Genomic DNA, 16,683 nt, shown 5'->3' on the forward strand with positions numbered 1-16,683 from the left:
CTCCGCCAGAAACTGGTGCATCGATTGCTAATAATTGTTTTAAGGTAGCTTGTTGTTGAACTTCTCTGCTGCTTGCAACATCAATGGATGAACAATCTATATGTAATGTGTTGGGTTTGGCAATGGCAAAAAGACCCTCATTACCTAAACAGACTTGGTGTACCTGCTGCCCTGTTTGTAGCATGGTGATAATGACATCTTGGTTTAATGCTGCTTCCTGTAAATTCTGAGCGATTTTTCCTCCAGCATTTGCAAGATTAGTTAAAGCTTGCTGCTGAACATCAAAACCAGTTACCGCATGGCCTGCTTTTAATAAATTAATGGCCATAGGCAAACCCATATGTCCTAAACCTACAAAACCAATCTGTGCCATTTGCTATCTCCTGAAAAACGATGCACGGGTGTAGAGGACTGCAGCCCATGATACTAACTGCAACCTCTTAGACTTTATTTATTGGTGGGCATAATGAATGTACTTTCATTAAGCTCAGTAACAGGCCATTTGCTGGTAACAGTTTTACGACGAGTATAAAAATTAATACTTTCTTCGCCATGCATATTGGTGTCGCCAAAAGAAGAGCGTTTCCAGCCGCCAAATGGATGGCTTGCTATCGGTACTGGGATAGGAATGTTGATACCCACCATCCCAACTTGCACTCTTTGGCTGAATTCGCGAGCCGTATAGCCGTCACGAGTAAATATAGCCGTACCATTGCCATACTGATGACGGTTGATTAAGTCGAGTGCTTCATCAAAATTGTCAACACGTAACATAACAAGAACGGGACCAAAAATTTCATTTTCATAAACGGACATTGATTCATTAACTTCATCAAAAAGTGACGGACCAACAAAATAACCTTGAGGATGGTTTTTATGTTTAAAACTACGACCATCAATAATTAATTTAGCGCCTTCTGACACCCCTTGATCAATTGCGGCGATTACTCGCTTTTTGTGAGCACTACTGATTAAAGGCCCCATATCGCTTTTCTCAGCATCACCAGCATCGATACGCATTGCGTTAACAAGCGGTTTTATTTTCTCAAGTAACTTATCAGCAGTATGCTCACCAACAGCAACGACTGCCGAAATAGCCATACAGCGCTCTCCTGCAGAGCCATAAGCGGCACCGACGATGGCATTGGCAGCTTGGGAGAGATCAGCATCAGGCATGACAACACAGTGATTTTTAGCACCACCGAAAGTATGAGCCCGTTTTCCATGGGATGTGGCCTTGGTGTAGATAGCTTCTGCTACTGGGGTTGAAGCAACTGCTGTGAAGGCACGAATATCTGGGTGAGTTAATAGATAATCCACGACGGTTTTGTCGCCATGAATGCAATTAGCAACGCCATCTGGTAAGCCGGCCTCTGTTAAAAGCTCCAACAAATGAATAGCAGCAGAAGGATCTTGTTCAGACGGTTTTAAAATAAAAGTATTGCCGCAAGCAATGGCAGGAATCATCATCCAAACTGGCACCATGACAGGAAAGTTAAAAGGAGAAACACCTGCGCAAACCCCTAAAGGTTGCCGTAAAGTATGGCAGTCAATGTGGTTAGAAACATCGGCTGAAAAATCACCTTGCAATTGGTTAACCAAGCCACAGTGAAACTCGACAACTTCAATAGCTCGCGCTACAGAGCCTTTCGCATCGTCAATTGTTTTTCCGTGTTCACGAGTAACCAGGCGAGCTAAATCAAGTTGGTATTTTTCTAGTAATTCTCTAAATTTGAATAGAATACGTGCTCTTTTTAAAGGCGTAGTTTCCGCCCACTCTGGCCAGGCAGTTTTAGCGGATGCGATTGCTTTATTACAAAGCGATTTATCGGCAAAATAAACTTGGCCTATGGCTTCACCAAGTGCTGGATTGTAAATAGTATGAGAATTAGCGGATGTTTCAGTCCAGGTTTTACCCCCAATGTAATGAGGTACGATATAACTCATCTTAAAAACTCCTTTCAGGATGTATAATTAATCGGCAAACGTATTAAGCAATACTTGATAATAACGCTTATCTTCTCCAATTTGAGAGCTGCGTGTTTCTATTATTTCGATTCTGGCATGCTCACTGGCTTTTGCTAAGGCATTTTGAATAGCTTCGCTTATGCCCGTATTGGATGAACCTGTGTATTCTCCTGTCTTTATTTTCATTCCTTGTTCCTAAGCTTGAGAGCAAATTCTGGATAAGAATCCTTTAAAATCTCTAACAAATCAACGATTACTTCATTAAGATAGCAAAAAATGCGCGAATTGGTGCAGCGAGTTTCTTGTTCTCTATCTTGAATTTAAAGAATCTTGTCTAGGACTTGTACTAAAGAAGTACAGAATAAAATGCAACAGTATTGAATATCTTGTCAAAATGGTTTACAAGAAATTGTTAAGTATGCGGATTTATTTAATAATAAACAACCGATGCAGGCAAGGGATAGTGGACCATGGGAAAAATAACAATATTGCGTCTCGCCGAAGATCTTAAATCTTCTGAAGGGTTTAAGACTAAAGACACAGGGACTAGTCTTAAGAATGAAACGAAATTTTCCAGTCAATTGGAAATTAATCTGAAAAAGATACTCGGTGAATTTCAGCTGGAATATTATTCCAAAATCCCTAATTTAAAACATAGCTACGAAAGACGTATTGAAAGTCTGCAGAAATCTTTCTTATTTGTTCTGGATACTATACCTGAGCTAAAAGGGAAAAAAGCGGCATTAAAAAAATACCTGAGTTGGTGTCAGTTACTTTGTGCTTTACCCCGTGATGAGCCTATTGAAAAATATCAAGAAATTCTTGCTAGGTACACTGGTTTGCTTGTAAATGCTTTGGTCGATAATTATCCTTCAGAGGCGACTCCAGTTGAAAGAGTGAGGTTTGCTACAGAGCTTTTGAATAAAGCTGAACAATATGTAATTATGAAAGAGGGCAGAAGTGATCTTGCTACTCTAATACCAATTAGACTCAATGAGTCAGTAGAATACGTTTTACGCTGGGAAAAGCAGTTAGCTCCTTATTCTGAGGAAACATTTCAAGAATTTAGTGCGATAAAAAAAGGGGTTGTCGTAACTACACCTAAATGGTTTCGTGCGCTTTCTCCTCTAATGCAAACTTATTTGCATTCTTGCATTCCAGAGTATGTCATGGGGGAGTCGAGAGAAGCTATTCTAAGTAAACTTAAATTCTCGTTAAATCAATTTACAATTAAGTGGCATGAGATTAAATTGCAGCAAGGCATGCAATTATCTACCGAGTTAAGCGGCATTGCTAATGATAAATTTCCAACCTGGTATACAGCCTTACCACCCCACGAACAGCGATTAGTTAAACTTTTTTGTGACTCCCAATTAACTGCTGAAAAGATTACGAGTCAATTAAGTACATTCAGTAAACAAATAAAAGAATGGACTAAAGAAAGCTCTTCTTCTCAAAGCAGTGTGGGTGGTTTTAATGCCCGGGAATTAAATGACTTACGTGCTGTCACTTATTGGTTCTTGGTTTTGGATGACCATGAACAATACTTTCTTAAAGAAGTTTTGGAGAGCAGTAAGCGTGTAGAAGATGTGATTTCTTTTGCCCCAAGTCGTTTGCGTAGATTGCCTCTTGTGGCCAATTTCTGCGAAAGCAATCTGTTGTTATTATCAAAAGAAGGGAAGCTTATCAAAAAATATCCTTCTCGATTACGTTTAAGTCACATGGCTTCTCGGGATGTGATCAAGTTACCACCACAAATCAAGAAGTTGCATGCAGCACGTAATTTGGCGAGGGTTGAAAGTTTTACTGATGGTAACCAGCCTTGGCTAATGCAGACTTTAATTAGTCCCGTCAAATTACTAGACGGACATATTCCTGATTACTATTTAGATCAAGCGCGCCAGGAAACAGTGGCTAATTTTCAGAAAAAACGCAAGAGTCCAATTTTTTCTACCAACCATCCCCTGAATATGGCGAAATATTTATATTACACGCCTGCAAACGATCCCGCGTGTATGGCTTTGTTAAACATGGCTAACATAATCTTATTGGTTAATAAAGTTCCAGAGCTAAATGCTTGGGATCTGACGAAGATTGAAAAGGTAATCTCTGAGGTTTTTTCTGAAGTTGAAGCAGACAAAGAGAATCAGGCTTTCAATTCATCTCTCAAATCGGGAGATGAGGATAATGAAATTAAAAAAAATCTGGCTAACTTATTTAGCGAGAATTATCAATTATTAAAATCGCTAGATGGTTGGCAGCAATTGCTGGCGCAACATCTTTATCGGAGAGAGGATTGTTGCAAAAAAGGGGATATTGGTTCGTATTGGAAGGACTTAAGTGACCTACAAGTGATTGCTAAGGAATATAACGCTGTCTTAAATTCGTCCTATGGTTCGGCGACTGTTTTTGATTATTATGGACGTGAGCTATATCTAAGCTCCTTGGAAAATCTATTAATGATGTATGCACAAGGGAAAAGCTCAGGCTCCTGTGTGAGCGGTAAAGACCGCAAGGAAATAGAAATAGTGCACACAATCGCCATGCTACTTTATCGTGAAAAAAAGGGACGTTGGCCAAGTATGCGTGATAGCGGTGCTGATAGAGATGAATTTGTTGACTTAGTAGCAACTGTTTTTGTGTCACGGCATGGTCATGAACATGCTGGTCAAAATGCTGATGGTGCTGATGGTATTAAAACGCCAGAAAATTATTGGCCGAAGGATATTGCTGAAGCTATCCGTAAAAAAGAAAGCCAAATGGCTCTTGAAAATAGTGATATCCTGGCAACGAATAATGAAGTGGGACGTATAGGAAATTTAAATCAGTTAGTAGTTCCAGGATTTTCCGATTGTGTGTTCTCCGCACAACAATTATCAGCGGAAAATCGGCAAAAGGTACTAGATATTTTGGCTATTCTTTGTGGAGAGCAAAGTTTTTTACAAAGTAAAACCTGGTCATTAAAAATATTCTCAACCTCAATGCCACAGGGGATGGATGAGATTAAAAAAATATTGCAAAGCCCTGGAATTGATGAGGCTGCCTCTATCAATAAACTTGCAAAAATCTATGTGGAAATTAAACAAAGACCTAAGGACAGCTGGGTACGGGCAACAGAAATTCAAAATCTCTATGTCGCATTATTGAATTTATGCAAAGAACCTGAAACTAAAGCAGAGGAGTCCATAGACCTTTTGGTGAAAACAAAAGAAATGGCCTTTCGCACCAATAGCCAAATGGTTTATTAAATCTAAAATCGGAGCTAGGTTTAGCATGTGAGCGACAAGATTTTTGTTACTCAAAGTAGAAATAGAGATGCGCTTTTAGATTGAAATAGGATGGCATGGTGAATGAATATTTGCTTTTTGCATTAATTGGTTTTGGAGCACAGCTAGTTGATGGCGGCTTGGGAATGGGGTATGGACTCATTAGCATGACAGCACTTCTTGCCTTCGGTGTTGCCCCACCTCTTGCGAGTGCTGGGGTGCATACCGCAGAAATTGTAACGACAGCTATTTCGGGCGTCTCCCACATGATGTTTAAAAATGTGGATCATACTCTCTTTAAGCGTTTAGTAATCCCAGGAATGATTGGTGGGATTGCCGGTTCGCAACTTCTTAGTTATGCGCCGGTTGGGATTATCAAGCCTTTTGTAATGCTCTATCTATTTATAATGGGTATGTATGTTTTGTATAAATCTTTTTCTAAAATGGAATTGTCAGAAAAACTTTATAATTATATGGCTTATACCTTGCTGAAACGTGAGAAACCGACACAAAAGATGCCCCGGTTAATTTCTCTTGGCTTCATTGGAGGGTTTCTGGATGCTGCAGGAGGTGGGGGCTGGGGATCAATTGTTAATTCAACTCTACTTGCTCAAGGAGAGCATCCTCGCTACACAATTGGTTCAGTCAATTTAGCAGAATTTTTAGTGACCGTTAGTATATCAGCTGCTTTCTTTTTAACTATCGAAATTAAGCAATGGGCAATGTTGATTGGTCTTGTAATTGGAGGTGCCATTGGAGCACCAATTTCTGCGTATATGGTGCGTATCCTACCCACAAACTTATTAATGCTTATGGTGGGGGCGTTGATTATTGTCCTTAGCCTAAGATCATTTTGGGTTTTTATCCATTAATGAGATACACAACTGGGTGTTGCTTTAGAAAAATTGTAATTAGCTTAATAAAAAATTTTTTGGAATTTCTGTGTAAAATTATTTCTTATAGTCCCGCTATTATTCTTAATTATTTCTAATTGATCAGTCCAATATATTTATATATAGTGGACGTTCTTAGTTTGGTTATTACAGGACTTATGCAAAAACTAAGTTCATTAATTTAGTCTAACTTTAATATCATTCGTTTTTCCTATGTCCTGTAGTGTTAAAATTGTAGATAAGCAAGGGAAGAGTGCTGTATGCCGTTTAACCAAAAAGTAGATGCAGATACTATTGAAGAGTTGCCACCTGTATATGAGTCTGTACTGGATGAGCCAAATAAGATTTATGCCGAAGAGAATGAAATTCTTAGGGAAGAAAACCAATTATTAGGTCAAAAGGTTTCACGATTAGAAGCGGACAGTAGTTCGCTTAAACAAGCGAAATCTCTATTAGAAGAGCAAATTAAGCTGCTCAATCAACAAATTGAGCTAATTAGGAAAAGCAAACAACAACTCAGTGCCAACCTTCAAAGTCTCAGTGAAAATTATGCTCTGCAACAACGCAAAAATTCAGAATTAGTGGAATGGTTAGCTTTATCTGCTGCTGATGAAGAGCGAACACTTATTTATATTGATGCATTAGCCTCATGTGCCACTTCACTTCGTAATAATCCTGAAATCTCTGAACTACGGTTTAAATTACAAGAGTTGGATAGCAATTTGCAGGTGCATAAAGGAGAAGTGTCGGCTGAAATAGAAAAGCAGGTCAATGAGAAAGCACAAATCATCCAAGAAAATGTGTTGGAGTTATTTCATAAGCTCATTACTAGTGAGGCATTTACCCAATTAGTGAGTAACCTGGAAGAAAAATTAACTGACATTGTACGCCGCGATGAAAAAACTTTTTTGGAGGAACTTGCTGAAAAAATCCCTGTCCCAAATGAGTTGACGAAGCAATATTTAGACGAGAAAACTAAAAAACTAATGGATCTAAAACAGATTCATAGTGATGAAAAGGTTAGTTTATTTTATAACACCAGCTACATTGTTTTATGGGCCAAAATAGTTGGTGTTATTTCAGTATTTAGTGAGCTAGTTGAAAAAAAGGCAGGAATTGGGGAAAAAGCAGTAGACCTTACTTCTTCTGTAGTCGGTGGTTTGCTTGGTAGTGTTCCCGTAGTGGGGGCATTACTGGATACCATTGCTTCCTTTACTTTAAAAGAAATAGGTGGTGCGGTTATCGGACATTTTGATGATAAAAAAATGCAAAATATTTTAGAAATATTACGCAATCCTGACCATGCAAAGAAAATGGCCGAGTTGTTCGCTCGTTCGTTGACCCTATGTCACCAATTAGAAATACAATCCTGGGATGCTAAAACGATAAAACATGCTGCAACAATGTATAGCAATCGAGTCTATGAATTGTCTATTGGTGGCAAAATTAAAGAGTGTATGGCCGATTCTACCGAAGAAAAAGTTGCAGTATTTCTTGATGCTGTTAATGGTGTAAAAGAGGCCTCCCGCGATGTGAAATCTGTAGGGACCTCTAGTCCAAAACCTAAATTTTCTTTGCAGGAGAAATCGCTTAAAACAAGCGTTCATGAGGGCACCCAAACGCTTCGCAAAAAACTTAGCGAAACAGAGTTTTTTTCCAAGCATACTTCGGTTGTTGTAAAAGGGATCAAGCGACAAAACTCTGATTTTCAGCAGGAAGCTATCAAACAGCAGGAACAAATTTCTGAGTTGAAATTGCAAGTAGCGACATTACAGCAAGAAGCAAAGCAGCGCGATGAAGAGATAAGGGACTTAAAGACACTAGTAAGTGGGTTGCAAGAAATAATGGCCAATTGGTTGGTGGAAAGTCCAGAACCTGTAGCGGTGACAAAAGTTACAAAGAAATCATCGCTAATCAAAAATAAGCTTAAATTGTTTTCTAGTAGAGACTCAGAGGAGCGAGCAACAAAATTTGTAGATAATACGGTCTTCGGAACAAAATAGTATTTTAGAAAAATAATACTTCATCATGGCTTAGGTATTTTACAATAAATGCTCTAAGCCATAGTAAAGTGATTTTAAATTTTTTACCTTTTGGCAAGCAAGAATGATACCTGGCATAAAGGAAATTCTATCAATGCTGTCATGTGTAATCGTTAATGTTTCGCCACTATTACCAAAAATAACGTGTTGGCGGGCGACAACTCCTGGGAGACGTAGGGAGTGAATGTTCACGCCGTGGTGAGAGCCTCCTCGTGCACCTTCTATTAATTCATGCCCTTTGATGCTATGCGCATTTGTAGTCCGAGCAGCAGCTATCATTTCTGCTGTTTTCATGGCGGTTCCTGAGGGGGCATCAAATTTTTGTTGGTGATGGGTTTCGATTATTTCTACGTCTGGTAACAGGCGCGCTGCTTCGGCGGCAAAACGCATCATTAATACCGCACTAATTGAAAAATTAGGGACGATAATTCCCCCCAATTTTTCTTTCTCGCAATAATTTTTTAAAGTTTGAATTTGCTCATCAACCAAGCCACTGGTTCCAATTATTGGATGAGCTCCGCTCTCAATAATGGCAAGACTGTTCTCATAGACGCAATCTGCACGTGTCAGATCGATTACAATCTCTGCCTGCCTATCCACGATGGTTTGGCGGAGGTTGTCATGACGTGTTAAGCCTGCAACAAGTTCAAAATCGGGATTTTTTTTTACAGTTTCACAGGCAAGTATACCCATTTTACCTTGTGCACCATTTACAATTACACGAGTGGTCATGCGAACTCCGATTACCTGGCTATTCAGATTTTTTCTTCTTTTTAGTGGGGGTACTATTTTCCTGCACGACACGCAAAGCCCAAATACTGGCCGGTATCCAACCAATAAGTGTGGCTTGCATAATCAAAGCGACTAAAGCCCCTCCCGGATTGTCATCAAGTAAAAGCACAGCCCAGGGAAAACTGAGTGCAAGACATGTCCAAAAAATTCGCCCAATCATTGCTAGTGACTCGCATATTGAATTATTTACAGAGTATATAATATTGTTTTATTTTAACAGTATACCTCTATTTTCTCTGCATTTGTGAATTTAAGCTCAGTTTTTTACTCTCTTGTGCTTATCAAAGGTTTGTACTTGCAAATATGAATCAAACGCTGTACATTGTATGCGCATTTCTAGAAGAACTAGTTTTTCCATATATGGCAAAAAACATCTCGTATAATTACCCAACACATACTCATGACAGTAGTAATGGATGGTTATTTTTTATCAAAAAAAGGTAGCAGCATGAGAAGGCAAGAGCTTCATCCCCGCACAGCAGTACTTAACAAAGCGCAAAAAAATAAATCAAAAAAAGCTCGTAACGAAGCTTTACTGTGGCTTGCCGCTACATTTCCTCAAGTTTTTGACAACACTTTAAGGATTCGCCCACTGAAAATAGGCATTATGGACGATATATTAGCTTGGGCAGACAAAGCAGCGGAATTTGGAATCTCTAAAAGTAAATTGCGTGAAGCAGTGGTATTGTTTACTCGTCGCATTGATTACCTCACATGTCTTAAAGCCAAGGAAATGAGGGTTGATTTAGAGGGTAATCCTGTTAGTGTGGTGACAGAAGAGGATGCAGAAAGAGCTGCAATAAAAATTAAAAAGCGAGTTGAAAAAAGTGCTCGTAACGCGCGTAAGCTTCTTCCTGCGAAGTCCACAGCAGCAGGTTATACTAATCATGTAAAACCTTCATTGCAGCCGTATTTCCAACAGTCGCAGGAAGTAACCCCTTCTTTCCCTGAACGTGCCCCTGCTTTTAGCGCACAAAATCCAATAACACCGATTTCACGGCCGGCTGTTGTAGTTAAACATAAAACTTCTAGACAGTTTGATCCTGATGCAGTCGCTCGATTAAAGGAAAAACTAGGTTTATCGCGTAAAATGCAGGAAGAAACGACAGAGTAATTAGATGCGTGTCTTTTAGCTGGAAGACGAGCTTGGCAATTTTAATGTTAGGTTAATATACTTATCGTATAATTTTTTCTCATGATAGTCGCGAATCGTTTCGTGCAGAGGTTCTGTAATGAGATTAAATTTGTTCTCAGCCTGGATCGCCAGCTTCTTTTCAATTACCGGGTTTGCAGGAATCCCCTCAATACCTTTTGACTCCACACCTTCCACGTTGCCAGTTACGCAAATATCAGCAAAAATAGCGCCGTTAACGAGTTACCCAATGTGGACAAAAGTAAATGAAGGAAACCTGTTGCAGCAAGCTATCTCTATAGTCAATGTCGAAGGAGTTCCCTTATATTTATGCCGCTCACAATTGTTTAATAATCTATTACCCGGTGAGGTTCATGGCGATGGTTGTCTAATTACCTATGCTGGCAAAGCATTTATGCAGAAAAATTACGAGGTTGCATTGACTAATGAAACTGGAACTGCAAAATGGGTCTACCCTGGTAATCCTCCCGAAAAGAAAATATGTGCTATATCCACAACAAACACTGGCGATAGCGTGTCTTCACCATCCTATGTTATCTCTGGCAAGCATGGTATTTCCCTTGCGCTACCACTAGAAATGCCCAAAATAGGTAAGCTCCATTTCACCAAGATTTGTCATAACGAAACACTGCAACCACTGCATGTCGGCAATGAAAACGGCCAGTCGTTGTCTGTTTGCCTAGCTATCTACAAGCAATCTTTTCATGTTGGTAAATTGATAGGCCAAGAATGCGCCATAGGTTATGGTGGTGATGAAATTCATTTAACACCTTATCAAATTCTTTATTATCAAGAAAATAGTGGATAATTGTTCCCAAAAACTATTGCTTCCCAAACGAGTGTGCCTGCAAAATTTGCATACTATTGGTTCCACCCGGCTCGCCAATTTTATGCCCCCTAGTCAGTAGGACATAAGAATTTTCTTCAAGTAAACCAAGCTGCACAAGATATTCGATGACTTGTTCATTCACTTTTTGGGACTTTAAGTGATGGTAATCGAGAAAGAGAGGGAATACATTGTTTACTAAACTTAATTTTCCAACTGTTCGCGCATTGGCAGTAATAGCAAATATGGGCACAAGACTAGGTTGACGAGACATCCAAATCGCCGTTGCTCCGGATTCAGTGAGCGCTACAATGGCTTTAATGGGAAAGTGGTTAGCAGCATGCATAGTCGCCATAGCGATAGCTTGATCCGCACGCTGATAATGACAAGTTTCATTATCGACGTTATAAAAAAAGCCAGCATGTTTTTCTGCACTTTGACAAATCTTATCGACCATGGTAATCACTTTAACGGGGAAATCACCGCTTGCAGTTTCCGCAGAGAGCATTACTGCATCGGTACCATCTAAAATAGCATTGGCAACGTCAGATACCTCGGCGCGGGTAGGCTGGGGCTGGTGAATCATGGATTCCATCATTTGTGTTGCTGTAATAACGACTTTGTTGAAACGTCTGCTTTGCTCAATGATCCGTTTTTGCATTGCTGGAACTTCTGCCGGACCAATTTCGACAGCAAGATCGCCACGAGCCACCATGACTGCATCGGCGGCATTAATAATTTCTACCAAATGATGTAGAGCTTCTGTTCGCTCGATTTTGGCAATGATTGGGGTGTCTTTGGCATTGAATTGGGTTAACAAGTGGCGAGCTTCTTGGATGTCTTGGGCATCCTTTACAAAAGAGAGAGTAAGATAATCAACCTCAAGAGCAACGGCAGTTTGTAAATCCTTAATATCTTTTTCTGTTAAAGCTCTGGCTGCGAGTCCTCCTCCTTTACGATTGAGTCCCTTATTATTCTGCAAAATGCCACCTTCAATGACTTTGCAGTATATGAGGGGAGGTTTCACTTCATTCACTTCAAGCTCGATTAAACCATCGTCTAACAAAAGACGATCTCCTGCCTGCAATTCATAACATAAATTTGTATAAGCTACAGAAACAATATGTTCATCACCTAATTCATTTCCCTGACAATTCAGTGTGAAGGTCTGACCATTAGCAAGCTTAATTTTATTGTCTTTAAATCGTCCAATGCGAAGCTTAGGACCTTGCAAATCGGCCATAATAGCTAGCGGACGTTTAAGCTCTTTAGCGATTGCTCGTGCGTTAGCAACGGTTTGCACGATGCTGTCGCTGCTATGAGAAAAATTAACTCTTAGCACATCGACACCAGCAGCCAGCATAGTTTGCAGCGTTTGTGGTTCGCTACAAGCAGGACCCAACGTGGCGACAATCTTAGTGCGGCGCAGCATTCGCACGCTCTTCAAGAATGGCAACTGCAGGTAGCTTTTTGCCTTCAAGAAACTCTAAAAATGCACCACCGCCGGTCGAGATGTAGGAAATTTGCTGCGTTAAGTCATATTGATCAATGGCAGCTAAAGTATCGCCACCACCAGCAATCGAAAATGCATCACTATCCGCAATAGCGATAGCTAATGCTCGGGTACCATAAGCAAATTGTGGAAATTCAAAAACACCTACAGGACCATTCCAAATAATTGTTTTTGCTTCATTGATAATGTCCACATAGCGACCAACGGTGTCAGGACCGATGTCCATAATCATGTCGTCGCTTGCGACGCTGGCGAGTGACTTATTAAACGCAGGACAACTATCAGTAAACGATTTACCAACAACAACGTCAGTAGGTAAAAGAATTTGGCAGTTTTTTTCTACTGCCAGTTCTAAGATAGCGCGGGCATCATCAAGTAAATCATTTTCATACAACGAAACACCAATTTCATACCCTTGTGCTTTAAGAAAAGTATTGGCTATGCCGCCGCCGGGAATTAAGTAATCCACCTTTCCTACCAATTGTTTAAGAAGGGTGAGTTTACTGGAGACTTTGGCCCCGCCAACAATGGCGACAATGGGTTTTTCCGGTGCTTTCAACACATGATATAACGCCTCTAATTCGTTGACTAATAGAGGGCCTGCCACAGCAACAGGTGCATATTTAGCTACCCCATAAGTGGATGCTTGAGCGCGATGGGCTGTTCCAAATGCATCCATGACGAAAATATCACATAAATTAGCGAGTTTTTTTGCCAAGTCATCGTCATTTGATTTTTCACCAGTATTAAATCGGACGTTTTCGCAAATAACGAGCTCACCAGGGTTCACTTCAATACCGTCTAAGTAGTCAGTCACGAAACGCACAGGATAATCTAAATTGGCTGCCAGATAATCAGCGACAGGTTGTAGAGAAAAACGTTTTTCATATTTGCCTTCCTCTGGTCTACCTAAATGAGATAAAACCATCACCGCTGCATTTTCATCTAATGCAGCTTGTAATGTAGGTAGGGCGGCTCGCAAACGCTGATCACTAGTAATGATGCCATCTTTAATAGGAACATTTAAATCTTCGCGAATGAGTAATCGTTTACCACTGAGGCTGATCTCGCTCATTTTTATTAGATTCATTATCTCATCCTTAACGAGTCATCATATAATGCGCAGTATCTAGCATGCGGTTAGAGAATCCCCACTCGTTATCATACCAGGCAACTACCTTTACTAAATTCCCTAAAACTTTAGTTTGAGTTGTGTCAAACACTGCTGAAGCAGGGTAATGGTTGAAATCACAGGAAACTAAAGGTTCCTCACTAATATGAAGAATATTATTTTTTGCTCGGCGCATAATGTCATTGACTTCAGCGACAGTGGTTTCACGCTGCGAGGTAAATGTTAAATCGACCACAGAAACATTCAGGGTAGGAACGCGCATAGCAAAGCCATCAAGTTTTCCTGCTAATTCAGGAAGTACTAAACCAACGGCAATGGCGGCACCCGTTTTGGTTGGAATAATGGATTGCGTCGCAGAACGAGCACGACGCAGATCACTATGGCTACCATCTAATAGCATCTGATCTTTTGTATAAGCATGTACGGTGTTCACTAAACCATGCTGAATACCTAAAGCGTCATGCAAAGGCTTAACAACAGGAGCTAAGCAGTTGGTGGTGCAGGAGGCATTGGAAACAATAATGTCAGTTGCTTGTAAAACTTCGTGGTTAACGCCATAGACAACAGTGGCATCGGTATTTTTTCCAGGAGCAGAAATGAGAACTTTTTTGGCGCCAGCAGTAATATGTTTCATAGCCCCATCACGTTGGGTAAAATGACCGGTGCATTCAAATACCAGGTCAACCTCTAATTCCTTCCAGGGCAAATTATTGGGGTCGCGCTCAGCGGTTACGCGAATTGGGTGCCCATCGATGACTAAGTTATTGCCTTCAACTTGTACTTGACTACCAAAACGTCCGTGAGTGGAGTCATAGCGTGTTAGATGGGCAGTTGTTTCTATTCCTGCCAAATCATTAATGGCTACAATATTAAATTCATTTTGACGCTTATATTCATAAATGGAACGTAAGATGCAACGGCCAATGCGACCATAACCATTTATTGCGACTCGTATCGTCATACTACATCTCCAAATACCAATGATTTACTTTTGCAAATCAGTTTAAAATAGTGTTTTTAAGGTAGAAACCACATGTTCAACGGTAATAGCTAAATAACTAAAAGCATCGGTGGCCGGTGCTGATACACCAAAGCGATTAAGGCCAATAACTCTACCATCCAAGCCAACAAATCGATACCAATAATCCGTTGCTGCAGCTTCAATAGCCAGACGTCTGCGAACAGCTTTAGGTAAAACATGTTCTTGATAAGTTGAATCTTGAGCAATAAAGCGCTCACAACAGGGCATGGAGACCACACGAATTGCGTTGCCGAGTGCTTTCATTTGTTGAGCTGCAGCTAGAGCTAATTGAACCTCTGAACCTGTCGCTAACAAAATAGCATCAGGAATGCCTTGGCAATCCTGCAGGATGTACCCTCCTTTTTGGATAAGCTCAGCATGATTTTCAGCATGAGGCAGAGCAGGCAAATTTTGCCTTGATAACAACAGGGCGGAAGGGCCATGATGATGCTCTAGGGCTTGCTGCCAAGCAACGGCAGTTTCCATTAAATCGGCGGGGCGCCATACTGTCATATTAGGTGTCATACGCAACATAGAGGCATGTTCAACAGGTTGATGGGTAGGCCCATCTTCACCTAAACCAATAGAGTCATGGGTGAGTACGTAAATCACCCGTTGATGCATTAATGCACTTAAGCGAATGGCATTGCGAGCATAGTCAGCAAATACTAAGAAAGTGCCGCCGTAGGGAATGAGTCCACCATGTAAAGCCAAGCCATTCATGATGGCTGCCATTGCGAATTCTCGCACGCCGTAATAAAGATAATTTCCTGAAAAATCATTGGCAGTAATTGCTTTGCTACCTGACCAGTCAGTGTTATTGGAACCTGTTAAGTCTGCAGAGCCACCTAGCATCTCAGGGAGGAGTTTTGCAAATTGTTCGATGCATTGCTGTGAACTTTTGCGTGTGGCTTGTGCTTTGTCATTAAGACGACATTGCTCAATAAAAGCCTGTGTATTGTCATCCCAATTATCAGGTAAATCCCCGTTAATGCGGCGTAAAAACTCGTGATAGTCGGTTTGATATTTTTGCTGATAAGCATGGCAGCAGGCCAACCACCGCGTCTCTTCATGTTGTCCTTGCTCGACATGATTCCATTTAGCATACAAGGAATCAGGTATGACAAAAGGAGGGTAAGACCAGTTAAATGTCTCTCGTACCTTTGCAACACCTGCTGCGCCCAAAGGAGCGCCATGGCTTTTTTCACTACCAGCGACGGGTGAGCCATGGCCTATAATTGTTTTACAAATAATTAAACTTGGCTTTTTGGTCTCTTGCCTTGCTTGCTCTATCGCACTCTCAATAGCTTGAGGATCATGACCATCAATAGGGCCTAAGACTTGCCAATTATAGCTTTTGAAGCGAGCTGCTGTGTCATCTGTGAACCAAGAATCCACTTTGCCATCGATGGAGATACCATTGTCGTCATAAAAGACGATCAATTTCCCCAGCTCCAGCGTTCCAGCAAAAGAGCAAGCTTCATGAGAAATACCTTCCATCAAACAACCATCGCCGACAAAAGTGTAGGTGTAATGATTGACCAATTCAAAACCCGGGCGATTAAATTGTGTGCTTAAAACTTTTTCTGCGATGGCCATACCAACTGAATTAGCAAGCCCTTGCCCCAAAGGTCCTGTTGTGGTTTCTACTCCCGGAGTATCGTGCTCGGGGTGCCCTGGTGTTTTTGAGTTCAATTGACGAAAACGCTTCAATTCGTCGATGCTTAGGTTATATCCGGTTAAGTGCAATAAGGAATAAAGAAGCATAGAACCATGGCCATTTGATAAAACAAAACGGTCCCGATCAAACCATTGTGGGTTTTTAGGATTGTGTTTTAAGAACTTCGTCCAAAGCACTGTGGCAATCTCTGCCATTCCTAAAGGCATACCAGGGTGACCTGATTGTGCTTGTTCAACAGCGTCGATACTTAAAAAACGAATGGCATTGGCTAAATCATTGGAAAGACTCATGCGTACTCTTATGCTATCATCAGGGTGTCTATTGTCGCTCAGAAGCCATTAATCAGCAAGTTGGCTATATATTTATTGTAATATTAGTGAGCAAAAAATGTTTCTA

At 40.7% G+C, this 16,683-nt stretch carries 14 protein-coding genes; 5 read left to right on the top strand and 9 right to left on the bottom strand.

Translation table 11 applies throughout. The features are described from left to right. The 3 genes from Lbru_RS17675 to Lbru_RS01155 form a co-directional block, all read right to left on the bottom strand. The coding region (locus Lbru_RS17675) for an NAD(P)-dependent oxidoreductase (protein WP_238583800.1) at positions 1 to 373 on the bottom strand (373 nt) is incomplete at its 3' end. A 74-nt stretch (positions 374 to 447) separates the two neighbouring features. Next, positions 448 to 1,947 carry a CoA-acylating methylmalonate-semialdehyde dehydrogenase gene (locus Lbru_RS01150; RefSeq protein WP_058440343.1) on the bottom strand — a complete coding sequence of 500 codons (1,500 nt, stop codon included), beginning with the start codon at positions 1,945 to 1,947 and terminating at the stop codon, positions 448 to 450. A 27-nt stretch (positions 1,948 to 1,974) separates the two neighbouring features. Beyond that, on the bottom strand, positions 1,975 to 2,154 hold the full coding sequence (locus Lbru_RS01155; RefSeq protein WP_058440344.1) for a dodecin domain-containing protein: 180 nt from the start codon (positions 2,152 to 2,154) through the stop codon (positions 1,975 to 1,977). Between the two features lie 284 nt (positions 2,155 to 2,438). Here Lbru_RS01155 and sidP point away from each other — a divergent pair, with 284 nt between their 5' ends. From sidP to Lbru_RS01170, 3 genes are all read left to right on the top strand, one after another. Then, positions 2,439 to 5,216 (top strand): Dot/Icm T4SS effector PI-3-phosphatase SidP, encoded by a 2,778-nt coding sequence (gene sidP, locus Lbru_RS01160; protein ID WP_058440345.1) that lies wholly within the window; start codon positions 2,439 to 2,441, stop codon positions 5,214 to 5,216. Positions 5,217 to 5,311: 95 nt separating this feature from the next. Continuing rightward, positions 5,312 to 6,106 (top strand): sulfite exporter TauE/SafE family protein, encoded by a 795-nt coding sequence (locus tag Lbru_RS01165; protein ID WP_065235402.1) that lies wholly within the window; start codon positions 5,312 to 5,314, stop codon positions 6,104 to 6,106. 281 nt (positions 6,107 to 6,387) lie between these two features. Beyond that, positions 6,388 to 8,130, top strand: coding sequence for a coiled-coil domain-containing protein (locus Lbru_RS01170; protein WP_058440347.1), 1,743 nt, complete (start codon positions 6,388 to 6,390; stop codon positions 8,128 to 8,130). A gap of 39 nt (positions 8,131 to 8,169) precedes the next feature. On the opposite strand, the gene dapB is transcribed toward Lbru_RS01170, so the two are convergent. Beyond that, a complete protein-coding gene (gene dapB, locus Lbru_RS01175) occupies positions 8,170 to 8,901 on the bottom strand; it encodes a 4-hydroxy-tetrahydrodipicolinate reductase (RefSeq protein WP_058440348.1) in 732 nt (243 codons plus the stop codon). Positions 8,902 to 8,920: 19 nt separating this feature from the next. Then, on the bottom strand, positions 8,921 to 9,121 hold the full coding sequence (locus tag Lbru_RS01180; RefSeq protein WP_058440349.1) for a hypothetical protein: 201 nt from the start codon (positions 9,119 to 9,121) through the stop codon (positions 8,921 to 8,923). 288 nt (positions 9,122 to 9,409) lie between these two features. Here Lbru_RS01180 and Lbru_RS01185 point away from each other — a divergent pair, with 288 nt between their 5' ends. Together Lbru_RS01185 and Lbru_RS01190 are read left to right on the top strand one after the other, a co-directional pair. Beyond that, positions 9,410 to 10,075 (top strand): ProQ/FinO family protein, encoded by a 666-nt coding sequence (locus Lbru_RS01185; RefSeq protein ID WP_058440438.1) that lies wholly within the window; start codon positions 9,410 to 9,412, stop codon positions 10,073 to 10,075. A 118-nt stretch (positions 10,076 to 10,193) separates the two neighbouring features. Further along, the gene (locus Lbru_RS01190; protein ID WP_058440350.1) at positions 10,194 to 10,922 is read left to right on the top strand and encodes a DM9 repeat-containing protein; all 729 of its coding nucleotides are present in this window, start codon (positions 10,194 to 10,196) and stop codon (positions 10,920 to 10,922) included. A gap of 13 nt (positions 10,923 to 10,935) precedes the next feature. Here Lbru_RS01190 and pyk read toward each other — a convergent pair whose 3' ends face one another. From pyk to tkt, 4 genes are read right to left on the bottom strand one after another with little or no spacing between them, the layout of a single operon-like run. After that, entirely contained in the window at positions 10,936 to 12,372 is a 1,437-nt protein-coding gene (gene pyk / locus Lbru_RS01195; protein ID WP_058440351.1) for a pyruvate kinase, read from the bottom strand. After that, positions 12,356 to 13,543, bottom strand: coding sequence for a phosphoglycerate kinase (locus tag Lbru_RS01200; protein ID WP_058440352.1), 1,188 nt, complete (start codon positions 13,541 to 13,543; stop codon positions 12,356 to 12,358). The genes pyk and Lbru_RS01200 overlap by 17 nt, the downstream gene beginning before the upstream one ends. Before the next feature lie 10 nt (positions 13,544 to 13,553). Next, complete coding sequence (gene gap, locus Lbru_RS01205; protein ID WP_058440353.1) at positions 13,554 to 14,546, bottom strand: type I glyceraldehyde-3-phosphate dehydrogenase; 993 nt, start codon at positions 14,544 to 14,546, stop codon at positions 13,554 to 13,556. Between the two features lie 42 nt (positions 14,547 to 14,588). Then, positions 14,589 to 16,589, bottom strand: coding sequence for a transketolase (gene tkt, locus Lbru_RS01210; protein WP_274519594.1), 2,001 nt, complete (start codon positions 16,587 to 16,589; stop codon positions 14,589 to 14,591). Positions 16,590 to 16,683 lie beyond the last annotated feature (94 nt).

It is taken from the genome of Legionella brunensis, assembly GCF_001467025.1.
Lineage (GTDB): Bacteria > Pseudomonadota > Gammaproteobacteria > Legionellales > Legionellaceae > Tatlockia > Tatlockia brunensis.